14 protein-coding genes are annotated in these 23377 nt (G+C 72.9%); 8 read left to right on the plus strand and 6 right to left on the minus strand.

Features of this window, described 5'->3' with window-relative positions; all coding sequences use genetic code 11:
• Positions 1 to 11: 11 nt before the first annotated feature.
• The 3 genes from ACTVAJ_RS20585 to ACTVAJ_RS20595 are packed head-to-tail and all read left to right on the plus strand — an operon-like array spanning position 12 to position 4186.
• Entirely contained in the window at positions 12 to 1790 is a 1779-nt protein-coding gene (locus ACTVAJ_RS20585) for an ankyrin repeat domain-containing protein (RefSeq protein ID WP_470389843.1), read from the plus strand.
• Positions 1787 to 2962, plus strand: coding sequence for an AAA family ATPase (locus tag ACTVAJ_RS20590; protein ID WP_470389844.1), 1176 nt, complete (start codon positions 1787 to 1789; stop codon positions 2960 to 2962). Before ACTVAJ_RS20585 ends, ACTVAJ_RS20590 begins: the two co-directional genes overlap by 4 nt.
• Positions 2963 to 2965: 3 nt before the next feature.
• Complete coding sequence (locus ACTVAJ_RS20595) at positions 2966 to 4186, plus strand: vWA domain-containing protein (protein ID WP_470389845.1); 1221 nt, start codon at positions 2966 to 2968, stop codon at positions 4184 to 4186.
• A 66-nt stretch (positions 4187 to 4252) separates the two neighbouring features.
• On the opposite strand, the gene ACTVAJ_RS20600 is transcribed toward ACTVAJ_RS20595, so the two are convergent.
• On the minus strand, positions 4253 to 5134 hold the full coding sequence (locus tag ACTVAJ_RS20600) for an alpha/beta fold hydrolase (RefSeq protein WP_470389846.1): 882 nt from the start codon (positions 5132 to 5134) through the stop codon (positions 4253 to 4255).
• Positions 5135 to 5154: 20 nt separating this feature from the next.
• Positions 5155 to 5724, minus strand: coding sequence for a TetR/AcrR family transcriptional regulator (locus tag ACTVAJ_RS20605; protein WP_470389847.1), 570 nt, complete (start codon positions 5722 to 5724; stop codon positions 5155 to 5157).
• A 163-nt stretch (positions 5725 to 5887) separates the two neighbouring features.
• Here ACTVAJ_RS20605 and ACTVAJ_RS20610 point away from each other — a divergent pair, with 163 nt between their 5' ends.
• From ACTVAJ_RS20610 to ACTVAJ_RS20625, 4 genes are all read left to right on the plus strand, one after another.
• Positions 5888 to 6310 (plus strand): YchJ family protein, encoded by a 423-nt coding sequence (locus tag ACTVAJ_RS20610; RefSeq protein ID WP_470389848.1) that lies wholly within the window; start codon positions 5888 to 5890, stop codon positions 6308 to 6310.
• Between the two features lie 173 nt (positions 6311 to 6483).
• A complete protein-coding gene (locus ACTVAJ_RS20615; RefSeq protein ID WP_470389849.1) occupies positions 6484 to 8085 on the plus strand; it encodes a hypothetical protein in 1602 nt (533 codons plus the stop codon).
• 108 nt (positions 8086 to 8193) lie between these two features.
• Complete coding sequence (locus ACTVAJ_RS20620; protein WP_470389850.1) at positions 8194 to 8712, plus strand: DUF559 domain-containing protein; 519 nt, start codon at positions 8194 to 8196, stop codon at positions 8710 to 8712.
• A gap of 86 nt (positions 8713 to 8798) precedes the next feature.
• Positions 8799 to 9158 (plus strand): MmcQ/YjbR family DNA-binding protein, encoded by a 360-nt coding sequence (locus tag ACTVAJ_RS20625; RefSeq protein WP_470389851.1) that lies wholly within the window; start codon positions 8799 to 8801, stop codon positions 9156 to 9158.
• A gap of 98 nt (positions 9159 to 9256) precedes the next feature.
• Here the strand turns inward: ACTVAJ_RS20625 and ACTVAJ_RS20630 are convergent, their stop codons facing one another.
• The 4 genes from ACTVAJ_RS20630 to ACTVAJ_RS20645 all read right to left on the minus strand — a co-directional run bounded on the left by ACTVAJ_RS20630 (position 9257) and on the right by ACTVAJ_RS20645 (position 16783).
• A complete protein-coding gene (locus ACTVAJ_RS20630) occupies positions 9257 to 11533 on the minus strand; it encodes a GmrSD restriction endonuclease domain-containing protein (protein WP_470389852.1) in 2277 nt (758 codons plus the stop codon).
• A 68-nt stretch (positions 11534 to 11601) separates the two neighbouring features.
• Positions 11602 to 13707, minus strand: coding sequence for a UvrD-helicase domain-containing protein (locus ACTVAJ_RS20635; RefSeq protein WP_470389853.1), 2106 nt, complete (start codon positions 13705 to 13707; stop codon positions 11602 to 11604).
• 305 nt (positions 13708 to 14012) lie between these two features.
• Positions 14013 to 14951: a serine/threonine-protein kinase gene (locus ACTVAJ_RS20640; RefSeq protein WP_470389854.1), complete on the minus strand. Its 939-nt coding sequence runs from the start codon at positions 14949 to 14951 to the stop codon at positions 14013 to 14015.
• 140 nt (positions 14952 to 15091) lie between these two features.
• The gene (locus tag ACTVAJ_RS20645; RefSeq protein WP_470389855.1) at positions 15092 to 16783 is read right to left on the minus strand and encodes an N-6 DNA methylase; all 1692 of its coding nucleotides are present in this window, start codon (positions 16781 to 16783) and stop codon (positions 15092 to 15094) included.
• Between the two features lie 342 nt (positions 16784 to 17125).
• Between ACTVAJ_RS20645 and ACTVAJ_RS20650 the strand changes: the two genes are divergently transcribed.
• Entirely contained in the window at positions 17126 to 23356 is a 6231-nt protein-coding gene (locus ACTVAJ_RS20650) for a protein kinase domain-containing protein (RefSeq protein ID WP_470389856.1), read from the plus strand.
• Positions 23357 to 23377 lie beyond the last annotated feature (21 nt).

Consider the following 23377-nt stretch of genomic DNA (forward strand, 5'->3'; position numbering starts at 1 on the left):
CTGGAGGACGCATGAACACCGTGCCATCGCGGGAGCGGGAGCGGGAACGGAGGCGGGCCCGGGAGCGGGAACGGATCGCCTGGCTGCGCTCGATCCGCCGGTACGCGGTGCCCGGGTGGATGATCGAACGGGCGACGGAGCGGCGCCTGGCCGGTGACTGGCGGGGCGCCTGCGCGGCCGCGGGCGTGGACGTGGCCTTCGACCCGGCCGAGGTGGCCAACGAGCACGGAAGCGGGTTCGCCGCCGCGCTGGAGGACGACCTGCGCCACCTGGCCCCCGAGCTGATCCGCTGGCACGCGCCGCGCCTGGCCAGGTCGCGCACCACGATCACCCCCGACCAGACGATCGTGCTGTCGGTGCGCGGTGTCACCGGGCAGGCGCCGCGCCTGGTGGTGGGCACGCCCGACTGGGCGGTGCGCGGGTCGCAGCGGCTGACCCTGGCACTCGACGACGCGACCAGCCCCAGGAGCGGCCGGTTCGCGGCCTGCCTGGACACCGACTGGCCCTACGCCACCTTCTGGCGCAACGTCGAGCACACCTGGACGACCTCACGCCACCTGTGGGACGCCAGGAGCGCTGGTGCGCTGCGAGAACGCATCGGCGGGAACGGGGAGCGCGCGCCGTTCCTGAACCCCGACGGCGGGCTCCGCCCGGACGCGGACCTGCCGTCGGCCGACCCCGGCCGTGACGACCCCGCCGCGTTCGCCGAGTGGGTCACCCTGCTCTACGAGCGGGGAGACGTCCTGGACGCCCTCGCCGCCGTGGGGGTGAGGGTCGACACCGCGCCCGTGACACAGCAGTGGCTGGAGGGCGAGGTCGACCCGGTCGAGGAACTGCGTCGCCTCCCGCTCGACCCGAACCGGCTCGTCCCCGAGGCACGGAGACTGGCCGCCGCGGGCCACGGGACCCGGTTCTGGATCCCCAACGGCGTGCGCACCGTGATCAGGCTGGACGTCGTCGAATCGGACCGGCTCCGGCTCCGGGTCGAGCCGCACGACCTCCAGCCGCCCGGGGACGCCGTCCTGCTGCCCGCGGCCTGCTGGCGGCGATCGCCCGACCTCGACCTGCTGCGCGACGCAAGGACGCCGCTCGACGAGCTGCACCCGCTGGTGCGCGAGGCCCTGGCCCCCGCGGCTGCCGCCCCGAGCGGGCCGGTCGGACCACCGGTCCCCGGACCGCCCGCCCCCGTGCGGGTCCGCTGCCAGGGCGTGTGGCACGAGGTGGCCTTCGCCGACGGCGAGCTGCGTATTCCGCACGGACCGCAGGAGGAGGACCGCGAGGCCGCCCTCCGGGCCCTCGGCGGGCGCCCCGCCGGGTGCTTCGCCGTCCGCGAGGCGTGGCGGACGGGGCAGGGGCGGCTGCCCAGGGCCCTGCGCGCCCAGCGCCGCGACCTGCTGGAGCGGATCCAGCACGGAGACACCCCCGCGCTCCTGCGGCTCCTGGACGCCGGGGTGGACCCGCGCGTGCGCGACGACCACCAACGGACCCTCCTCCACCTGCTGTACCGGACCGACCACGGGGAACTGCTGCCCAGATTGCTGGCCGCCGGACTCGACATCGAGGCCCGGGACGCGGAGGAGCGGACACCGCTGTTCACCGCCGTGGGTGAGCACGGGTCGGAGCGGCTCGTGCGGGACCTGCTGGAGGCGGGCGCACGCGTCGACGTCGTCGGCATGGTCCACGGCGGTGAGTTCACCCTGCCGATGCTCATCGACTGGCAGGACCGGCGTGAACTGTCCTGGCTCGCCGAGAGGATCGTGGCGGACCACCCCGACCTGGAGGAACTGTGACCGACCCCCTGGCCGCCGCCGACGACCTCAACCGGGAGCTGTCGCACCGCGGTACCGAGCCCGCCGACAGCGTCCCACTGGAGGCGCTCGCACTCGCGGTCACGGCCAACCTGCCCGTCCTGCTGTGGGGTGAGCCGGGCATCGGCAAGTCCGCCGGGCTGGAGCAGCTCGCCGCCGGGCTCGGCGTCCCGCTGGAGACCGTCATCGCCAGCGTCCACGAGCCCTCCGACTTCTCCGGGCTCCCCGTCATCGGCGACGACCCGGCCGCCTCGGGGGTGCCCATGGCCCCGCCCGACTGGGCGGTGCGGCTGTCCCGGGCCGGGCGCGGCGTGGTCTTCTTCGACGAACTCTCCTCGGCCCCGCCCGCCGTCCAGGCCGCCCTGCTGCGCGTCGTCCTCGAACGCCGGGTCGGCAGCCTGGCCCTGCCCGACCCGATCCGCGTCGTGGCCGCCGCCAACCCGCCCGCCAGCGCCGCCGACGGCTGGCACCTCAGCCCGCCGCTGGCCAACCGGTTCGTCCACCTGCACTGGACCCACGACGCCCGCGTCGTCGCCCGCGGCATGACCGGCGTGTGGCCGACCGTCCCGATCCGCCGCGTCGACCCCGCCGCCGTACCCTCCGCGACCGCCCGCGCCCGCGGCGCGGTCTCCGGCTTCCTCAGTGCCCGCCCCGGACTCGTCCACCACCTGCCGGGCGACGCCGAGGCCCGGGGCGGCGCCTGGCCGTCCCCGCGCACCTGGGAGATGGCGCTGCGGCTGCTGGCCACCGCCCACGCCACCGGCACCGGGCGGGACGCGCTCGCCGCCGCGCTGGTCGGCGCGGTCGGTGACGGAGCGGGCCTGGAGCTGATCACCTACCTGGAGGAGCTCGACCTGCCCGACCCCGACCGGGTGCTCGCCGACCCGGGCGCCTTCACCCTCCCCGAGCGCGGGGACCGGCAACTGGCCTTCCTCACCGCCGTGGTCGCCGCCGTACGGTCGGACCCGACCCGGCGCCGCTGGGAGGCGGGCTGGACCGTCCTCGCCAAGGCCGTGGACGCGGGCGTGCCGGACGTCGCCGCCCGTGCCGCCACCGACCTGGCGGCCCTGCGGAACGCCGCATGGCCGGTCCCGGAGGGCATCGACGCCTTCCTCGACCTGCTCCGGCTGTCCGGCGCGCTCACGCGGGGCTGACCGGTGGGAGCGACCGACCGGGCCGCCGACCTGGACCGCACCAGGCTGCTCGCCGCCCGGTACCGCGCCGCCACCGCCCGGCCCTACCTGGCCTCGGCGCTGTACGCGCTGACCGTGGTGCCCAGCACCCGCGTGCCGACCATGGGCGTGGACCGGCACTGGCGGTGCTACGTCTCCCCGGAGTTCGTGGCCCACACCCCCGTACCCGAGCTCGCGGGGGTCTGGATCCACGAGGTGTCCCACCTGCTGCGCGACCACCACGGACGCGCCGACCGGCTCCCGGGCGCCCGCCACGCCGACCCGCTGCGCGCCAACATCGCCCAGGACTGCGAGATCAACGACGACCTGGCCGCCGACGGCCTCGACCTGCCCTCCGGGGCGGTCCTGCCCGGCACCTTCGACCTGCCCGCGGGGCTCCTGTTCGAGGAGTACCTGGCGCGGCTGCCCGAGATCAGGCGCGGCCCCGACTGCGGGTCCGGCGCCCACGGGCACCCCGCCGACTGGGAGGACGGCACCGCCGCGGGCGGTGTCACCGGGGTGGAGGCCGACGCGCTCCGGCGCGCCGCCGCCGAGGCCATGCGCGCCCACCAGCGGTCCCGGGGGACCCTGCCCGGCGGCTGGCGTCGGTGGGCCGAACAGGTTCTGGAGCCGACCGTCGACTGGCGGACGGTCCTGGCGGGCGCGGTCCGCGAGGCCGTCGCCTGGGCCGGCGGCGCGTCCGACTACACCTACCGCCGCCCCTCCCGCCGCTCCGCCTCCCTGCGGGGCGTGGTGCTGCCGAGCCTGCGCAGGCCGGTGCCCCGGGTCGCGGTCGTCATCGACACCTCCGGCTCCATGGGCCGGGACGACCTGGCCGCCGCCCTGGCCGAGGTGACCGGGGTGCTGCGCCAGGTCGGGGTCGGCCGCGAGCGGGTGACCGTGCTGGCCTGCGACGCCGACGTCCAGGCGGCCTCGCGGGTGACCGCCGCCGAGCAGGTGGAGCTGTCCGGCGGCGGTGGCACCGACATGCGCGTCGGGATCGGGGCGGCGCTCTCCTCGCCCGCCCGGCCCCAGGTGGTCGTCGTGCTCACCGACGGGTGCACCCCCTGGCCCGCCGAGCCCGCATCGGCCCGGCTCGTCGCCGCGCTCATCGGCCCGAACGCCCCGGTCCCGCCGCCGTGGGTGGAGGCGGTGCGCGTGGGCGGGGTCGTCCGGGGATCCGCCCCGGACCGGGACCCGCGCTGACGGAGCCGCCCGGCCGCCCGGGGAGGGATCGCCGGGCCCCGCGGGTGCCCCGCTCCGGGCCGGTGGTCAGGGTGTGTCGAGGAGCGACCGGAACGCGTCGGCGAACTGCGTGGGGCGTTCGACCGGGCCGAGGTGGCCGCCGGGGAGCTCGGTCAGGGGGAGGCCCAGCCGGGCGGCCAGGGCGGCCGCGGTCCGGTAGGGCAGTTGACCGCGGGAGTCGACGCCGGCCACGGGGACGAGTCGGTCGGCGTGCGCACCGAGTGCGGCCAGGTCGGGTCGGTGGGTGGTGAACGGGACCAGGATGTGCTCCAGCATGACCGACTGGAGTTCACCCAGGCGGGTGAACAGCTCCGACAGTGCGGGGCCGGGCGGTTCGGGCTCGGTGTCGGCGTAACCGTCGAACCAGGTACCGGTGCGGCGGAGTTCGGGGGTCTTCGCGTCGGTGTCGGTGTCGGGGGCGGTCATGGCGGCGGTCATCAGCGCCTGGGCTCGGTCCAGGTCCCCGGCGCGGGCGGTGGCGCGGACGGATGCGAGCGCGGCGCGGTGGCGCGCGGCGTCCGGCAGCAGGTTGACCAGCGGCGGTTCGTGGACGACGGCGAGGCGGACGCGGTCGGGGCGGCGGGCCAGCAGTTCGACGGCGGTGACGGCGCCGGAGCTGAAGCCGAACACGACCGGCGGCTGGTCGAGGAGTGCGTCGATCAGGCCGAGCGCGTCCCCGGCGTGGGCCTCGGGGCGCTGGTCGCCGAGCACGGTGTCGGGCCGCCGCCCGGAGGCCGTGCGGCTGGACATGACGATGACGTCGTGGTGGTCGGCCAGGTGCGAGGCGAGCCGGTCGAACACGCCGCCGTGTCCCGCGCCGCCGGGGATGAGCAGCAGCGGTGGACCGCTGCCGCGGCGGTCGTAGTCCACGGTGGCGTCGTTCAGGGTGAGGGCGGTGCTGGTGGGCACGGGGTGCTCCTTGCTGGGGGTCAGATCTGTGACCAGTGGGTCAGGGTGTGGTGGAGTGCGTCGACCGCGTGTTCCCACGAGGTGTCCAGGTCGCGGTCGGCGGTGAAGCCGCCGACGGCCTCCAGGTCGCTGAAGCCGTGGAGGGTGCTGCGCAGCAGCCGGACCGCGTCGGTGGCGTCCGGTTCGGTCAGGTCGTAGCCGCGCAGCAGCGCGTAGCACGCTTCGACGATGCGCGTCACGCCGGTGGACGCGGCGAGCCTCTCGGCCGGCACCGGGTACCGGGTGGCGGCGTAGCGGCCCGGATGCCCGGTCGCGAACGCCCGGTAGGCGTCGGCGAAGGCTTTCAGGGCCGTGTGGCCCGACCGCCCGGCCACCGCCCGCCCCAGGGTGTCGGCCCATTCGTCGTGGGCCAGCAGGGCCACGCTCTCCCGGAGATCGGCCAGACCCCGCACGTGCGTGTACAGGCTGGCGTCGCGGACACCGAACCGCTCCGCGAGGACCGCGAGCGTCAGACGGTCGAATCCGATCTCGTCGGCGACGTCGGCGGCGGCGGACACCAGTGTGTCCCGGGTGAGTCCCACACGCGGCATAGTTTCCTAACCTTCCTAGGTTAATTCCTATACTGCCTAGGAATTGGGGCGGTGGCAAGTCGGCGAACCGGCGGTCCGTGCCGTTCGGCCCCGGGGGCACCCCTCCGAACCGGGGTCTCCCGGGCCGGGCGGGGTCCCTGGGGGCGTGTGCTTGACTGAGGAGATGTCGAAGCGCAGTCCACGCACCCCGCCGTCCCGCTCCCGGGCCGCCGAACCCTGCCCCTGCGGGCGGCAGGCCGCCTACCGGGACTGCTGCGGGCGCCTGCACGCCGGGACCGCCTCCGCCGCCACCGCCGAGGACCTGATGCGTTCGCGTTACAGCGCCTTCGCGGTCGGCGACCAGGCCTACCTCCTGCGCAGCTGGCACCCCGACACCCGGCCGGGCGGCCTCGACCTCGACCCCCGCACCCGGTGGACCGGTCTGGAGATCCTCGCCACCACCGGCGGAACCCCCTTCCACACCGAGGGCACGGTCGAGTTCCGCGCGGTGTACCGCGAACGCGGGCGGGAGGGCGAGCTGCGTGAGCACAGCCGCTTCACCCGCCACGAGGGCTCCTGGGTCTATCTCGACGCCCTGCCCGAATAGGGGTGCGCACAGGAGCGCCGGTCACGGCTGCGTGCTGGTGCGTCACGGTCGGTCAGGGTGTCTGAACTGGGTTTCCTTGTGCGCTCGGTACCCGGGTGAACGCGGAGAGTCCCACGATGGGATATTGGGCGTCGTATCCTCTCTCTCCGCGACAGAACGGACGCAAAGAGCGCATGGACCCGCGAACCCCGGGCCCGCCCGAGCAGGGTGACCTCATCCAGGTCATCGGCCGGGCCCTCGTCACGGCCCTTCCACAAGGATGGCGACAGCTCACCTACCGCGCCCGCGTGGTCGGCCCCCTCATCGACGATGTCCTCGCCGTCCAGGGCGCGGACGGGCAGGTCCGGCCGGTGCCGGTTCCGGACGGACTGACCGAGCCCCTGCGCGACCTCAAGCGGGTGTGCCACCTGGAGGACAGGGGCACGTGGCTCACCATGGTCCTGTCCGTGCACCGCTCGGGGGAGCTCAGCGTCGACCTCGACCACGACGACGACCCCCGGCTGAGCCTTCCGCACAACGCCCACGCCTACGCCCAGGAGCTCTCCCGCTTCCCCCGCGCGCAGGAGCACGTCCCCGCCTGGCTGCGCGCCAGGCTCGACGACGCGCGGCTGACGAACCCGCGGGAGGCGACGGCCACGTTCGGCGCCGCGCTCGTGGACGCGTGCGCCCGCGAGGGCCTCAGGGCCCGGTACCTGCCGCCGACGGGCCTGAGCGTCGACCATCCCGACGGCGGGACCCTCGTCGACGCGGACCTGGGGGAGACCTTCGACCAGGGGATCGTCCTGCCGCCCGAGGAGCGCGGTGACCTGGCCGCGCACTTCGCCGGTGACGTCGCCCGCTCCGCCGGACTCCGCGACGCCGCACCCGGCGGAGCCTCCACCGGCCCACCCGCCGGACCCTCCCCCGACGACCCGGTCGCCGCCGCGCTGCGCACCGCCTTTGGCGCGCACGGCGCCGAGGTCTCCTTCCAGGGGCCGGACACCCTGGTCATGCCGGTCGCGGGCACCACCGCCTCCACGGACATCAGCGGTCTGCGCCGCACCCTGGCGGGCCGGGACCCCGCGGTGGTCACCCGGCACACGGCCGAGTTCGCGCGGGCGGCCGTCGAGCAGCTGAACCGGCACGTGGGCCAGGCCACCGGGCGCCCCGACCGCCTCCGCGTGCGCCTCTACCCGGCCGACACCTTCCCCGAGGGCCTGGCCGACCAGCTCCTGACCCGCGAGATCGTCCCGGGGCTGTGGCAGACGGTCGTCGTCGACGCCCCCGAGAGCCTGCAACCCCTGTCCCGGAAGGCGCACGAGCGGTCCGGCCGACCCGCGGACCAGGTCTACGCCGCGGCCGTCGCCGCGTCCGTGTCCGAACCCGTGGAGGTGAGCGCGCACGAGGTCGACGGCGTCCCCTTCGTGCACATCGGCGGCCAGCACCCCTACGTCGCCGCGCACGTCCACGGCCTCGACCGGCACCTGGGGGAGGCGCCGCACGGGGCACTGGTGGCCCTGCCCGTGCCCGAGGTGCTCATCGCGCACGAACTGGGCCTGGGCCACCCCGTCGCGGCCATGGAACACCTCCAGGAGATCGTCCGGCGTTTCACCGACGACGCCGACAAGCCGATCAGCCCCCGGCTGTACTGGTGGCACCCCTCCTCGCGCGGGCGCGCACCGGGCGCCCCCGTCGACCTGCGGGAGGTGGGGGTCGAGGTCGACCACGCGACCGGGTCGGTGACCCTGTCCGCCTCCGACGAGGAGTTCGGCCTCCTCGTCTCCTTCCTCGGGTAGCCGGACGCGTGCCGGGCGGCCGACCGCCGCCCGGCACGGCCCGCTCCGGGAGTCCGCGCCGGTCACGGCCCGCGTACTCGACCCCGGCGGCCCGCGCACTTCAGCGGCGTGCCCGACCGGCAGGCGATGAACGTGGCCGCCTCGCGCGCCTGCGACCAGGTGTGGCTCTTCCGCAGCTTCGCCCTGTCCGACCTGGGCCGGGGCGACGCGCGCCGCCACTCCCTCGGCTGCCTGAGTCGTCCGGCCCAGGAGCGGGACGGCACCGGTGTCGGCCCGGTCCCCGCCGACGTGCGCGTGGACCCGTTCGACAGCGTCTTCGAGCAGCGGGTGTACCTGGCGCTGCGCGAGCGCGGGTACCGGGTCGTCCCGCAGTACCCGGCGGGGCCCTACCGGATCGACCTGGTGGTGGAGGGCGGTACCCGGCGCCTGGCCGTGGAGTGCGACGGCGACGCCGTTCACGGCGGGGAGAGCGCCGCCGACGACGCCGACCGCCAGCGCGAACTCGAACGGGTCGGGTGGTCGTTCGTGCGGGTCCGGGGCGGCCGGTTCTTCCGCGACCCCGAGGGCGCCCTCCCACCACTGTGGAAGCGGCTGGAGGGGACGGGTATCGAGCCCGCGGACGGCTGAGGACGGGCGGCCGTCGGGCACCGCGGTCCCGGACGCGGGCCCTGGTCCGGTACCGCCGTGTCGGCGGTGTGTGGTTGGCTCGTCCCATGAGTGTGGAGATCGAGCGGTTCCTGCGGTTGGTCAAGGCGCTGCCCGAATGCGAGCCGGGGGAGTCGGACCGGTACACGACGTTCCGGGTGCGCGGCAAGCCGTTCGGCTACCTGTGGCCGCGCACCGCCACCGTGGGGCTGAAGCAGACCCTGCTGGAACAGACCGCGCTGGTGGCCGAGCGTCCCGAGGTGTTCGAGGTGCAGTTCACCGCGGGCGGGTTCGGCTGGGTGGTCGTCCACCTCGACGGCATCGACCTGGACGAGCTCAGCGAGCTCACCCTGGAGGCCTGGTACCTGACGGCGCCCGAGGAACTCCTCGCCGCCCCGCCGACACCGGAGGCCATCGCCGAGGCCTGAACCGGGGCGCGCGCCTTCGCCCGGCGATCGGCCCCGGGGCGGGGACACGGCCGGGTGACCGCCCCCGCCGTGGGTCCGCTTCATCGCCAGGAGGAACGTCACTCGTCCAGGAACCGGTACCCGAACTGGGCCAGGCGCGTGCGCGCCCGGTCCAGCTCCTCGGCGGTGAACAGTCCCGCGAACTCCGGCCGCAGAACCAGCGCCTCCACGGTCAGGTCCAGGCGCCCGCGCTCCCACAGGTTGGCGAACCCGTCCGAGACCGCCGGGGCGTTCAGCAGTTTGCGCGCGGTCCCCAGCGGCCCCAGCTCCGACAGCATCCCCAGGAAGAACGTGGCCGTGTAGTCGGCCTCGGACTTGGCCCGCTCGTAGACCGACAGCATCGCCGCCCCGAAGTCGGCGGTCGGCGGCGCGGAGGCCGCCCCCCCCGTTTCGTCCTCGGCCTCAGCCGGTTCCTCGACCGTGCTCCCGGCGGCGTCCCGCCCGAGCCGGTTGACGAACCCGAGCAGCGAGTCGACCGACGTGAACACCTCATAGCCCAGTTCCTGGAGCCGGGGCAGGTCGGCCTGCTCGGGGTCCAGCTCCAGCACCACCGGCTTGCCCATCCCGTGCTGGAGGCCGTTCGGCCAGAACCCCTCCGCTTCGGCCAGCACCACGCCCCGTTCGGGGTCGCTGATGGTCGTGTCCAGCTCCGGTTCGGCGAAGCCCCGCCGCAGCAGCTCGTCCGCCATCTCCCGGATCTGCACCGAACGCGCGTCGTCGGGTTCCGAGGCCAGCACGGTGACCGGGCGCAGCGGTTCCTCGGCCGGGACGTCCCCGCCGGAGGCCAGTTCGCTCAGGAACGACTGCGCCGCCTCCGCCAGCAGCCTGCGCCGCTCGGCCAGGAAGTCCAGGTAGTTCTCGACCTTCCACAGCTCCGGGTCGGTCGGGATCCACTGCGAGGCCAACACGCCCGGGTGGCGCTCCTCCACCTCTGGGAAGTACTCCTCGGGGCGCCGGTCGGAGATCTCCAGGTTGGTCTGCTGGGTCAGGAAGCAGAAGTTGGCGATCGCGTTGACATGCCCGCGGTCGTAGGTGTCGCGTAGGACCCGCTTGGGGAAGACGTGGTGCACCTGGAGCGAGGACAGCTTGCCGAGCAGCTCCGCCCTCAGCTCCAGTCCGCTGCCGAAGTCCCGCGCCCCCTTGACCCGGGTGAGCATGTACAACAGGGGGTAGAACCGCGACCCCCGTGTGGACCCCTCGAAGTCGTGCTGCCGCACCTCCAGGCTGCCGCCCCGTGAGCGTTCCAGGGCGGCGATGAGACCGTCCACCCCGGACTGGTGCAGGATGTCGTAGTCCGTCTGCAGCGTGGACTCCGTGGACCCCGCGTAACGGCCCCACAGGGCGCTGTGGACGTACCAGAACAGCACCTTGTCGCGGTGCGCGGCGTCGTCGAACTGGCCGCCGTTGAGCTCCAGCAGCCGGGAGACGACGGGGAGGGAGTACCGGCTCATCAGCACCCGGTCGTGGTCCAGACCCAGCCGTCCCGACATCGCGTCCAGGAAGGTACCCACGTGGTCGACCGACCCCTTGAGCGCCTTCTGGAACCCCTCGGCGTCCACCCGGTCCAGCGCGGTGAACAGGGCGCGGCCGGTGGCCACGGCGGTGGCGTTGCGCAGCAGCCAGTCCAGCGTGAAGGAGAAGCCCGCCTCCTTCCACGAGGCCAGGCTTTCGCGCATGGTGCTCCGGGCGTCCGGCCACTGCGCGCACAGCTTGGCCAGCGCCAGGTCACCCTTGGACAGCTTGGTGCCGCCGGAGTTGACCCGGTTGAAGATGTCGACGACCTGGTCGACGGTCTTGTCGGCGCCGGTGATCTTCTCCTGGTAGAAGTCCTTGTCCGCGATCTGGCTCAGTTGGTTGAGCCGGGTCAGGTAGACGTTGGCCGCCTCGGGATCGCCGACGAACCTGGTCAGGTAGGGGACCGGGCCCTGAGCGAACAGCTCGGTGACGTCCACCCACAGCGGATCTCCGCTCATCAGGTTAGGCCGGTAGAACTCGAAGATCTCCTTCTCCACGTTGAAGTGCAGCCCGGTGAAGGCCTGCGGGTCGCCCTCGAAGAACGCGGGCGCCCTGCCCCGGATCACTCCGTAGAGCGAGGTCACCCGCTGCTGGCCGTCCAGCAGAAGCAGGTGCGTTCCGCTCCCCGTCAGTCCGCCGCGCACCGCCGTGTCCTCCGTGGAGGTCTCCCATAGCAGCAGGCCGCCCACCGGGTGGCCCAGGTACATCGAGCGCATCAGGCCCCGGACCTGGTCGCGGTTCCACACGTAGCCGCGCTGGAACTCGGGCAGCAGGATCGTGCCGGAGTCGATCTGGTCCAGGAGGGTGGAGAGTTTCGCCATCGGGGTCCTTCTCGTCGGGGTGTACGGGGGGAACGGAGGATGCGAGCGAACGGGGGCCTCGCGGCCGGTCAGCAGGGCAGGACCGCCTCCAGGAAGGGGCTGGGCTCCCGGTGCCAGCTCACGCTGAGCCTCTCCCTGGCCCGGGTGCAGGCCACGAACAGCAGACTGCGCTCGCGTAGCAGGTCGCGCGCGCGTGCGCTGGGATCCTCGTCCTCGGCGGTGAGGCTGCGCGGCGCGGGCAGCTGGCCGCCCCCGGCGCCCACCACCGCCAGGCAGCGGAACTCCAGGCCCTTCATCCGGTGCATCGTGCCCACGGACACGGCGTCGCCGTTCGGCCCCCTGGCCAGGGACCGGGTGGGCAGCCCCACCTCCTCCAGCGCGAGCACGGCCTGGTCCACGGCCCGGTTGGACCGGGCTGCCACGCCGATCTCGGCGGGCAGTACCCCGGTCTCCGTCCAGGCCCGCACGGTCCCTACCAGCCGGGCGAGTTCCTTCTCCCAGGTCGCCCACCCCCTGAGCACCGGCTCTTCCCCGCGCATCTCGGACCGGCACCCGGCCACCGAGTCGAGGCCGCCGTCCATGTCGTCGACGGACTGGCCGTGCATCAGGCCCAGGCTCCAGCCGAGGATCTGCGCGGTGGTGCGGTAGTTGATCCGCAGCTTCGACGACCGGCCGCGGATGTTGATCCCCACCTCGGCCAGGCTCACTTGAGGACCGTAGATCCGCTGGTGGGTGTCCCCGGCGACGAACAGGTCGTCGCGCCCCTCGGCGGCCGCCGCGCGCAGCAGCCGCCACTGCCCGGAGTGCAGGTCCTGGGCCTCGTCCACCACCACGTGGTCGAAGGGCCGCGCCTCGCGCGCCGTCAGCAGATGGGCGGCCTCCTCAGCGACGGTCTCGTGGGTCCACAGACTGCCTTCGGTCAACAGCTCCCGGAAGGCCGTGACCGCCTGCCACACCCGCGCCTTGTGCGCCGCGCCCAGACCGCGACCGCGCCCGGTCCGCTTGGCGGCCAGATACTCCTCCGCCGAGACCACCCTGCGCGCCAGCACCACCTGGCGCCACTCCTCGGACAGGAAGGCGGTGGACAGGTCCAGCCCCAGATCGGCGACGACCCGCTCCCACAACCGGCGTTCCCGCTGGGAGGTCAGCAGCTCCGGCTGGCCGTGCTCCTCACGGAACACCCGGTGCGCGAACCGGTCCACGTGCTCCACCCGGATCCGGCCGAGCACCTCCTCGGCGTCGCCCCCGCCGTCGGTCTCGGCCAGCAGACCCACACTGGCCCGAAGCTCCTCGGCCAGGGTGGAGGTGAACGTGGTGAGCAGGACCCGACCGCCGGCCCGCGCCAACCGGTGGGCGCGGTGGACCGCCACCACCGTCTTCCCGGTCCCCGGACCGCCGCTGACCCGGGCGGGTCCCCGGTGCGTCGCCTCCACCACCGCGCGCTGGACCGGGTGCAGGTAGATCCGCCACAGGTCGAAGGGGTGCGCCAGCGCGGCCATCAGCTCGTCGGGGCCCTCGACCAGCAGCACCCGATCGGAACTGCGCCGCACCGCCGCGTCCAGGTCGTTGGGGTCCACCTCGCCGGTGATGCGCGCCCCCAGCTCGTCCCACACCTGCTCCGGGCTCAACCCCGCGGCCAGCCCGTAGAGCACCTCCCACTGCACCGGCGGCAGCAGCCCCTTGGCGGCCTCCAGCTGGAAGGGGTTGGTCAGGGTCCGCGCGAACGCCAGGGTCTGCTCGTCCACGCCGAGCCGGTGCAGGTCCGCGTCGCCCACGTGCCCGAACAACAACGTCGGCGCGCTCGCGGCCATCCGCCTCATGTGCGGCATGCTCGCGTCGATGGCGGCCACGTCGCGGATCTCGATCCCGCCCGTGGCCGTGTTCACCGACGCCCGGCGCCGTTTGGCCCACTCGTAGGCGTCGTCGTGCGGGAGCACCCTGAGTAGCGTGTAGCTGTCGCCGCTGGCCGGCGCCAGCACCACCCCGCGCCAGAACTGGTCGATGCGGATGGTGCGGAACCGGTCGTCGCGGGCGCCGGTGATCTTCTCCAGGTGCAGGCCGGTGTGCGTGGCCCGCTCGAACTTGGCGAAGACCTCGCTCACCCGGTTCTGCACGGGCTTGTCGAGCTTGGCGAACTCCTGGAGGAAGTCCTTGTCGATGGCGAGCTGGGGCACGGCGGGTTCCTAGCGTGGGGGTCTGCGCTGACGACGTACACGTGGACGTCACGGACGCGGCTGGAGTGGGCCCGGGTCCCACAATCGCGTCCCAACCTATCCAGAGTCGTGTCAGCGCGCACGGTGACCGTGAATCACAGGTGTTCCGGAAGGGTGGCTGGGGCAGGGACACGGCCGTCTCCGGGGGAGGAGGTGGGGTCACAGCGTCTGTCGGTTCCCAGCGTAAGTCGATGCTGAAAACTACGTCAACAGCATCCATGTCGCGTATTCGTATGCGACAGCGTGTCGCACCCTCCTGGGCCGGCTCAGCCGAAGACCCTGGCGAGCGCGGCACCGTACATGCGGTGTGGACTCGGGAGCAGGGGAGGGTGCAGGATGCCCGGGATCGGCTCCAGGTCCGTGGCGTGCTCGATCAGTCGGCGGTACACCTCGTTGGCATCGGTGGGGCGATCCGCGGGCCGTTTGGCGAGGAGTTCCTCCACCAGTCCCGCCAACGGTGCGGGAACGTCCGCCCGCAGGGACTCGACCCTGGTGGGGGAGTCACTGACCTGCTTACTGGCCAGCGCGAACGACGTGGAGGCGGTGAACACCCGATGTCCCGTCAGCATCTCGTAGAGCGTGCACCCCAACGCGTACAGGTCGCTCAACGGGGTGGTGCGCCCCTCCAGCAGCTGCTCCGGGGCCATGTAGGCGGGTGTCCCGGGGGTGTGCCCTGTCCGGGTGATCTGGGACATGTCGGTGCGGTCCAGTGCCACCGCCAGCCCGAAGTCCAGCACCTTCACGGTGCCGTCCGGTTCCAGGACGAGATTGCCCGGCTTCAGGTCGCGGTGCACGAGCGAGGCACGGTGGGCGGCGCTCAGCACCGAGCACACCTGTGCGGCGACGCACGCCGCCCACCCCACGGACAACCGCTCCTGCTCGGCGATCAGGTCGGCCAGGCTGACACCGTGGACGCGCTCCATCACCAGATAGGGACGACCGTCCTCCGTGCCACTGTCGTGGACGGCGGGAACCCCGGGGTGCCGAAGCCGTGCGGTGATCCGTGACTCCCGGGAGAACCGGCGGACCATGTCCTCGTCCTGACCGTCGTCGGGGAACCGGAGGAACTTGACCGCCACCTCCCGGTCCAGCCGGGTGTCATGGCCCGGCCACACCTCTCCCATGCCACCACGCCCCAGCGGTGCCGGGCCCAGCGCGTAACGGCCGTTCAACATCCGCGAGCCGTCGCCCAGCGGTCCGGTCATGTCGTCGAACTTTCCCCATCGGCCAGCTTTTCGCCCGACGCTACCGCACCCCGCTCCCACCGCCCTCAACGTCAAGGAGTGGTGCCCGAGCACACAGCGGAGAAGAATCAGAGGGCGTCGTCGTGACCACGGGGCCGGTGCTACGCCCGGGACGAGTCTTCGGACTGCGGACCGGTTCCGGGACCGGCCGATTCCGACGGTAGTAGGGCGCCGCTGGTCAGGCCCTCCCTGGCCAGGTCGGTCGCCCGGCCTGCGAGCGTGGCCAGCTCCCGCGCGGCCTGCTCGAACTCCTCCAGAGCGCGGAACGCCCGGCCGTAGGCACGTTGCTGGTCGGCGTCCTTGTGCGGGACCGACGCCGACCGCGCGTCGGTGCGGAAGGTGCCGCTGGCCGTGGTGGAACGGCGGGTGTTGGCAGTACTGCGCAGGAATCCGTTGAGGAAGTCGGCGTCCAACCGCTCACTGGACGACTCCAACCGGCCCTCGGCGACTCGGACCAACCCCGCGTCGACCAGGTCCGCCACTCGCACCTGGGAGCCCCCCAGATCACCGGGGCCCTCCGCCAGGGATGGCAGGGCGTGGCCCAGCGTCTCCAGGACACGGATGAGCTGCTCCCGGGTCCCCGCGTACTCGGTGAGGAGGTCGCCTCCGTGGGCGCTCGCGTGCCGGGAGGGGGTGAGGTCCACGACGTCGTCGAGCAGCTCCACGAGCGGAACGTCCGCGCGTGGGTGATCGTCGGCGTTCAGCGGCCCGTCCGGGTCGGCCGCGGTCAGGTCGCTCATCCGGACCCGCTGCACCGTCGGGATCTGCTCGCTCGGGCGTCTGAGCAGCCACAGATGCACCGGTTGCGCATGCGAGACGGCCATCCCGGCTGGGAGTGCGACCACCTCGGTGAGCAGGCCGCGCCGCACGAGTTCGGCGCGGATGCGCCGGCCCGTGCGGCGGTGGGCGGCCGCGGTCGGCATGACCACCACGGTCTGGCCACCGGCCGCGGTGTGGGCGTAGGCGTGCTGGAGCCAGGCCAGTTCGCTCTCGGCCCGCGGCGGCAGTCCCAGCTCCCAACGGGGGTCGATCAGCAGGTCCTCGCGTCCCCAGTCCGGTGTGGCCGCGGGTGGCGCGCACACCACGAGTTCGGCCCGGTGGTCAGGCCACTGGTCGTCACGGAGGGAGTCGCCGACGCGCACCTCCACGTCGGGAACGCCGTTCAATTCGGCTCGGAACCGGGTGAACCTGGCCGCTTCCGGAAGCATGTCCTGGCCGGTGCGCCGGGCCCCGTCCGTGCCGACGCCCAACAGCAGGGAGCCGATGCCGCAGGCGGGATCGAAGACCGTGGCCGCCTCCGGGTTCGCGAAGCGGGTGATCGCCTGGACCAGGCGCGGAGTGGTCGTGGTGTCGGCGTCCGATCGTTGGGAGGACTGGGTGAGGCGTTCGGCCAGAGCGCCGACCGCCCTGGCAGGTGAGGTCTCCTCGGCCAGCCCCAGGCACGCCCGCGCCGCGTCGTCCGGGAGGTCGGGGGGAGGGGAGCCGGGTGATCCGCTGAGGAGTGCGGCGACATCGGCCAGCCCGCGCAGCATGCTGTCCGGATAGGCGTCGCGCAGGATGTGCCAGAGCCGCACCTCCGGTGACTCCTGTCCGCCCTTGTCCTGGCGGTCGAGCCAGGCCCGCACCTCTGACAGGGAGAACCGCGGGCTGGCCCCCGCGCCCTCGGCGGGAGCGGGGAAGTCCGCGTGGCGCCGCCGCCAGTTCGACACGGCCGCTCGGGTCACCCCGGCCAGGCGCGCGATGTCGGCGGCGGTGACGAGGCGTTCGTCGGAGGTCGATGCGGGGACGTCCATGCCAGAACCGTACACGCGCGGCCCGGACGCGAACAATCCTCACTCGTTGGCGTCGTTAACGGTGTCACGAGCGGGTGGCGTCGGTATGAGGCCGGATCACCGCCGCTGGCCTGTGATTTCGGGACCAAGGCCTCTGGACTCCCCGGCTGTGACAGGTGAAGGGTGGGCGGACGGACGCATTGCCAGATACGGACCGTCCGTGTATGTTGGCGTCGTTAACGCATAAGATTTGAGTCCCATTCTCCATTCTGTGAGCATTGGGCGAGTGCCTTCGATGCCTGACACCATGGGGCTCGCGTGGGGAGTGCGCCGACGGGCGCGGCGGAGCGTGAGGGAAGAGCGATGGAACGGCAGTACGTGGCGGACCGCTTCCGCCTTGACGGCATCATCGACCGCGGCAACATGGGCGAGGTCCACCGCGCCGAGGACACCGAGGCCCCCGAGGGCGCGCCCACACGCCAGGTCGCGGTCAAGCTGATCCTGCGCCGCCGCTCCGGAGCGCCCGTCGATCCCCAGAGCAAGGCGGTCAAGCGCTTCAGACGCGAGGTCGACATCATGCGCCGCTTCGACCACCCCCGCATCCCCCGGGTCGTGGCCGGCGGGGTGGACACCACCGACGGCGACCACCTGCCCTACCTGGCCATGGAGCTCCTGGACGGCAACACCCTGCGCGACCTCGGCGACGAGGTGCACCAACTGCCCGTCTCCTGGGTGGCCGCCATCGGCGCCCAGATCGCCGACGCCCTCTACGCCGCGCACGCCGAGGGCGTCATCCACCGCGACCTCAAGCCCGCCAACGTGATGCTCACCCGCGGCGGCCTGGTCAAGGTCCTCGACTTCGGTATGGGCCTGATCGTCGACGACCCCGACCTCACCAAGCTCACCAGTACCGACACCACCGTCGGCACCGCCCGCTACATGGCCCCCGAACAGTTCGAGGGCGCCAGGGTCACCCGCGCCGCTGACCTGTACGCCCTGGGGTGCGTGCTCTACGAGCTCCTCACCGGAGCCCCGCCCTTCGACGGCGTCACCAACTTCGACCTGGGCTACAAGCACAACAACCACGAGGTCCCGCCCCTGGGCCTGCTGCGCGGCGACATCCCCGCCGACCTCAACCGCCTCATCGAGCAACTGCTCAAGAAGAGGCCCAAGGACCGGCCCGTCAACGCCGCCGAGGTCCGCCAGTCCCTGATGGCCCTGGCCACCGACGAGGGCGAGGTATCCGGCTGGGCCGACTTCGACCCCCGCGCGAACCTCCCCGTGGTGGCCCCGGCCGCGCTGCTGCCCGACACCGCCGGGCAGCGCCCCCACGGCGCCCCCCTCGGCGTCATGGACGTCTTCTCCCTGCACGACCAGCTCATCAGGGAGTACCGCGCCTTCACCGAGGGCGGCGTCGTCATCCGCGACGAAGCGATCGCCGACTTCCTCCGTGACGACCTGGACGACAAGTCCCAGTGGCCCGACCCGTGGCTGTCCCTCAACCCCTTCTTCGACTCCGGCGGCACGGTCACCGAACTGATCAGCGAGGGACTGCTGCACGCCGAGACCGCGCACATCTTCCAGAAGGGCAAGAAGGAGGGCAGCACCGTCTGCGACGGCAAGCCCCTCACCCTCCACCGCCACCAGCGCGAGGCCGTCGAGGCGGCCCGCTCCGGCGAGTCGTACGTGCTGACCACCGGTACCGGCTCCGGCAAGTCGCTGTCCTACATCGTGCCGATCGTCGACCGCGTCCTACGTGAGCGCGACCGCGAGAAGGCCGAGGGGCGCACCGGCAGGCGCGTGCGGGCCATCATCGTCTACCCGATGAACGCCCTGGCCAACAGCCAGGTCAAGGAGCTGGAGAAGTTCCTGGTCGACGGGTACGGGGCGGGCCGCGAACCGGTCACCTTCGCCCGCTACACCGGTCAGGAGAGCGACGAGAAGCGCCAGGAGATCCGCAACAACCCGCCGGACATCCTGCTCACCAACTACGTGATGCTGGAGCTGATGCTCACCCGCCCGGCCGAGCGCACAGCCCTGATCAAGATGGCCCGGGGCCTGGAGTACCTCGTCTTCGACGAACTCCACACCTACCGCGGCCGCCAGGGCGCCGACGTGGCCATGCTCATCCGCCGCGTCCGCCAGGCCTGCGAGGCCCCCGACGTGCAGTGCGTGGGCACCTCCGCGACCATGTCCTCCGAGGGCACCGCCGAGGACCAGCGCAACACCGTCGCCCAGGTCGCGACGAAGATCTTCGGCACCCGGGTGAGCCCGGACAACATCATCACCGAGACCCTGGTCCGCGCCACCGCCGACGGCCCGGTCACGGTTCCGGCCGAGCGCCTCACCGCCCAGGACGCGCCCCGCGCCTACAACGACCTCTACCGGGACCCCCTGGCCCGCTGGATCGAGTCCACCTTCGGCCTGGCCACCGATCCCGACGGCAGACTCGTCCGGCAAAAGCCCATCACCGTGGAGGCGGCCGCGGCCGACCTGGCCCGCGCCACCGGTGTCCCCGCCGACCAGTGTGTCCAGGCGATCCGCCGCACCTTGGAGGCCGGGGCCGAGGCCTTCCACCCCGGCAACGGACGCCCCCTGTTCGCCTTCCGCCTCCACCAGTTCCTGGCCAAGGGCGACACCGTCCACACCACCCTGGAACCCCCCGAGACCCGCTACCTGACCCGCGAGTACCAGTTGGAGCGCCCCGGCCACGACGGCCACGTCCTGCTCCCGCTGTCCTTCTGCCGCGACTGCGGCCAGGAGTACATGACCGTCTGGCGGGTGGACAAGCCCACCGGGACCGTCTACCAGGCGCGCCGCGACACCGTCGCGGGCTCCGACGGCGCCTCGGAGGGCTACCTCTTCGTCTCCTCCGACAACCCCTGGCCCGAAAGCCTGGAACAGGTCCTGGGCGACGGACGCCTGCCCGAGTCCTGGGTGGAGCTGGACGAGCACCAGCAGCCCAACGTCCGCAAGAACCGCCGGGGCCAGGTCCCGGAACCGGTCACCGTCGACGTGTCCGGTACCGAGGGACAGGGCGAGCTCAGGGCCGCCTTCATCCCCGCGCCGTTCCGCTTCTGCCTGCACTGCGGGGTCAGCTACGAGAACAAGCGCGGCACCAACGACTTCGCCCAACTGGCCAGCCTGGGGCAGGAGGGCCGCTCCTCGGCCACCTCCCTGGTCTCGGGCACCGTCGTGCGCGCCCTGAAGTCGGTGCCCGCCGACGCCCTGCCCAAGGAGGCCCGCAAGCTCCTCACCTTCGTCGACAACCGCCAGGACGCCTCCCTCCAGGCCGGGCACTTCAACGACTTCGTCCAGGTCGTTGAGCTGCGCGGCGGCCTGTACCGGGCCCTGGTGGAGGCCGGGGAGGAGGGGCTCAGCCACGAGTCGCTGGCCTCCAGCGTCGGCCACGCCCTGAGCCTGGACCCGGCCGACTACACCAAGTCCGGCAACGTCGCCCCGCGCCTGGCCAAGCTGGCCGCCACCACCCTGCGCGACGTCATCGCCTTTCGCCTCTACCTGGACCTGGAGCGCGGCTGGCGGGTCACCATGCCCAACCTGGAGCAGACCGGGCTGCTGCGGGTGGACTACGCCGACCTGGACTGGGTGGCCGGCAACGAGGAGCTGTGGGCGGGGGCCGCCCCCGAGCTGCGCGCCGCCGAACCGCACACGCGCGAGCGCGTCCTGCGGGTGCTGATGGACGAGATGCGCCGCGCCCTGGCCATCGACACCCCCTACTTCCGCGACGAGGCCTTCGAGTCGTTGCAGACCGCCAGCGAGGCCCGTCTGGCCGACGCCTGGGTGCTGTCCAAGGGCGACCGGCCCCGGACCTCCATCGCCTACCCGCGCTCCTCCCGCGGCGGCGCCCGCCACGGCCTGTTCCTGTCCGGCCGCGGCAAGTTCGCCAAGTACCTGGCCCGCGCCCACGACGAGTTCTCCCGTCTCCACGCCGACGAGCTCCAGCGGGTCATCGCCGACCTCCTGCGGGCCCTCAGCGAGGCCGGGCTGGTCAACGAGGTCACCGAGGCGCCCCGCGGCCCCAGGTTCCACCGCCGCGACGACAAGGCCGAGACCGGCTACCAGGTGGACGCCGGCTGTCTCGTCTGGCAGGCCGGGGACGGGGTCCAGGGGGCCCAGGACCCGGTCACCCGCACCTACGCCAGCGGTGAGGGGCCCGCGGTCAACCGCTTCTTCCGCGACCTGTACCGGGGCACCGCCAGCTCCCTGACCGGACTGGTCGCTCGCGAGCACACCGCCCAGGTGGCGCCGGAGGAGCGGGAGGACCGCGAACGCCTCTTCAGCGACGCCGAGCTCAAGCTCCTGTACTGCTCGCCCACCATGGAGCTGGGGGTGGACATCAAGGAGCTCAACGCGGTGATGATGCGCAACGTCCCGCCCACCCCCGCCAACTACGCCCAGCGCAGCGGCCGCGCCGGGCGTGGCGGACAGCCCGCCCTGGTCATCACCTACTGCGCCACCGGCAACAGCCACGACCAGTACTACTTCCGCCGCTCCCACCTGATGGTCTCCGGGGTGGTGCAGGCTCCGCGACTGGACCTGACCAACGAGGACCTGGCCATCGCCCACCTCCAGGCGATCTGGCTGGCCGAGACCGACCTGCTGCTGGGCCGCGCCGTCCCCGAGGTCATCGACATCGCCTACGACGAGGAACAGCGCGTCCCGAACCCGGCCCTGCCCCTGCACGACCACGCACGCGAGGCCATCGCCGACGAGGCCGCACAGCGCCGGGCCATCGCCGCCGCCCGCCGGGTCTTCGACGACGTCATGCCCTCCCTGCGCGAGATGCCCTGGTGGGACGAGGACTGGCTGGAACGCATCATCCGCACCGCCCCCCAGCGCTTCGACGACGCCTTCGGCCGCTGGCGCGGGCTGTTCCGCGCCGCCCTGGTCGACCAGGCCGAGCAGAACCGCCGGGTGCTCGACCACAGCCTGAGCGAACGCGACCGGGCCCAGGCCACCAACCGCCGCCGCGAGGCCGAGACCCAGATCCTGCTGCTCAAGAACGAGAGCCAGGACAGCAAGTCGATGATGAGCGACTTCAACCCCTACCGCTACCTGGCCAGCCAGGGCTTCCTGCCCGGCTACTCCTTCCCGCGCCTGCCGCTGGCCGCCTACATCCCCACCCGCCGCACCCGTTTCGACGAGGGCGACTTCCTCCAGCGCCCCCGCTTCGTGGCCGTCCGCGAGTTCGGCCCCGGCGCGCTCATCTACCACGAGGGCTCCCGCTACCAGGTCACCCGGGTCCAACTGCCGCCCGAGTCCAGCGGGGAACTGTCCACGGGCAAGGCCGTGCGGTGCGGCCACTGCGGCTACCACCATCCCGTGGACCGCAACGCCGACCGCTGCGAGCTGTGCGACCACCCCCTGGGCGGGGCCACCACCGGCCTGCTGCACCTGCACACCGTCTACACCACCAAGCGGGAGAAGATCTCCTCCGACGAGGAGGAGCGCCGCCGCGCCGGGTTCCGCCTGATCACCTCCTACCGCTTCCAGGACCTGGGCGACCGCCTGGGCCGCCAGGACGCCGTCGTCAGCGACTCGGACGGTGCCGTCGCGCGCCTGCACTACGGAGACTCGGCGGACGTGCGCGTCACCAACCTGGGCCGCCTGCGCGCCAGGTCCGACGAGCCGGACGGCTTCTGGCTCGACCCGGTCACCGGCAAGTGGCTCAACGAGAAGGACGCCAGGAAGGCCGTCGGCGACCAGACGGAGCTGCCCCTGGTGGAGGAGACCGGCGAGGAGCGCACCACCCGCAAGCGCGTCATCCCCTTCGTGGCCGACCGCCGCAACATCGCCGTGCTGCACCTGGACGAGGCGCTGCCCCCGGAGGCCGCGCTCAGCCTGATGTACGCCCTGGAGCGCGGCATCGAGGCCGCCTTCGAGCTGGAGGACGCCGAGCTCACCAGTGAGCTGCTGCCCCCGGACGAGGGTCCCCGCGACCGGATGCTCTTCACCGAGGCCGCCGAGGGCGGCGCAGGTGTGCTGCGCCAGCTCCAGTCGGTGCCCGGCAACCTCGCCAAGGCCGCCCACGAGGCCCTGACCATCTGCCACATCGACCCGGAGACCGGCACCGACACCGACGGGGCGTGCACCCGCGGCTGCTACGACTGCCTGCTCACCTACGGCAACCAGATCCACCACCAGCTCATCGACCGGCGCCTGATCCGCCACCTGCTGCTGCGCCTGGCCGACTCCGAGACCCTGCCCACCGGACAGGGCGTCTCGCGCACCGACCAGATGGCCGCGCTCAGCTTCGGTTCCGAGACCGAGCTGGAGAAGCGCTTCGTCGCCTTCCTCAAGGAGCACGGCTACCGGATGCCCGACCAGGCCCAGGTCCTCATCGCCGACGCCGGGGCCCGACCGGACTTCGTCTACCGGCTCCCCGGAGCCCAGGTGGCGGTGTTCGTGGACGGCCCCGTCCACGGCGACCCGCACGTGGCCCAGCGCGACGCCGAGGCCGAGGAGCGGCTGGAGGACGCCGGATGGCAGGTCGTCCGGGTGCCCCATGACGCCGACTGGCGGGTGATCATGGAACGCCACGAGTCCTTCTTCGGCCCCGGATCCCGCCGCTGACCAGAGGGGGCCGACCCGGCC

Source organism: Nocardiopsis sp. KDC1DS13DA1 (assembly GCF_055632325.1).

What these genes read in the sequence shown, in the direction of transcription:
- ACTVAJ_RS20625 (WP_470389851.1), top strand. Translation starts at nt 8,799, where the DNA reads ATGAGTGTGGAGATCGAGCGGTTCCTGCGGTTGGTCAAGGCGCTGCCC.
- ACTVAJ_RS20640 (WP_470389854.1), bottom strand. Translation starts at nt 14,951, where the DNA reads ATGACCGGACCGCTGGGCGACGGCTCGCGGATGTTGAACGGCCGTTAC.
- ACTVAJ_RS20630 (WP_470389852.1), bottom strand. Translation starts at nt 11,533, where the DNA reads ATGGCGAAACTCTCCACCCTCCTGGACCAGATCGACTCCGGCACGATC.
- ACTVAJ_RS20585 (WP_470389843.1), top strand. Translation starts at nt 12, where the DNA reads ATGAACACCGTGCCATCGCGGGAGCGGGAGCGGGAACGGAGGCGGGCC.
- ACTVAJ_RS20615 (WP_470389849.1), top strand. Translation starts at nt 6,484, where the DNA reads ATGGACCCGCGAACCCCGGGCCCGCCCGAGCAGGGTGACCTCATCCAG.
- ACTVAJ_RS20605 (WP_470389847.1), bottom strand. Translation starts at nt 5,724, where the DNA reads ATGCCGCGTGTGGGACTCACCCGGGACACACTGGTGTCCGCCGCCGCC.
- ACTVAJ_RS20645 (WP_470389855.1), bottom strand. Translation starts at nt 16,783, where the DNA reads ATGGACGTCCCCGCATCGACCTCCGACGAACGCCTCGTCACCGCCGCC.
- ACTVAJ_RS20650 (WP_470389856.1), top strand. Translation starts at nt 17,126, where the DNA reads ATGGAACGGCAGTACGTGGCGGACCGCTTCCGCCTTGACGGCATCATC.
- ACTVAJ_RS20610 (WP_470389848.1), top strand. Translation starts at nt 5,888, where the DNA reads ATGTCGAAGCGCAGTCCACGCACCCCGCCGTCCCGCTCCCGGGCCGCC.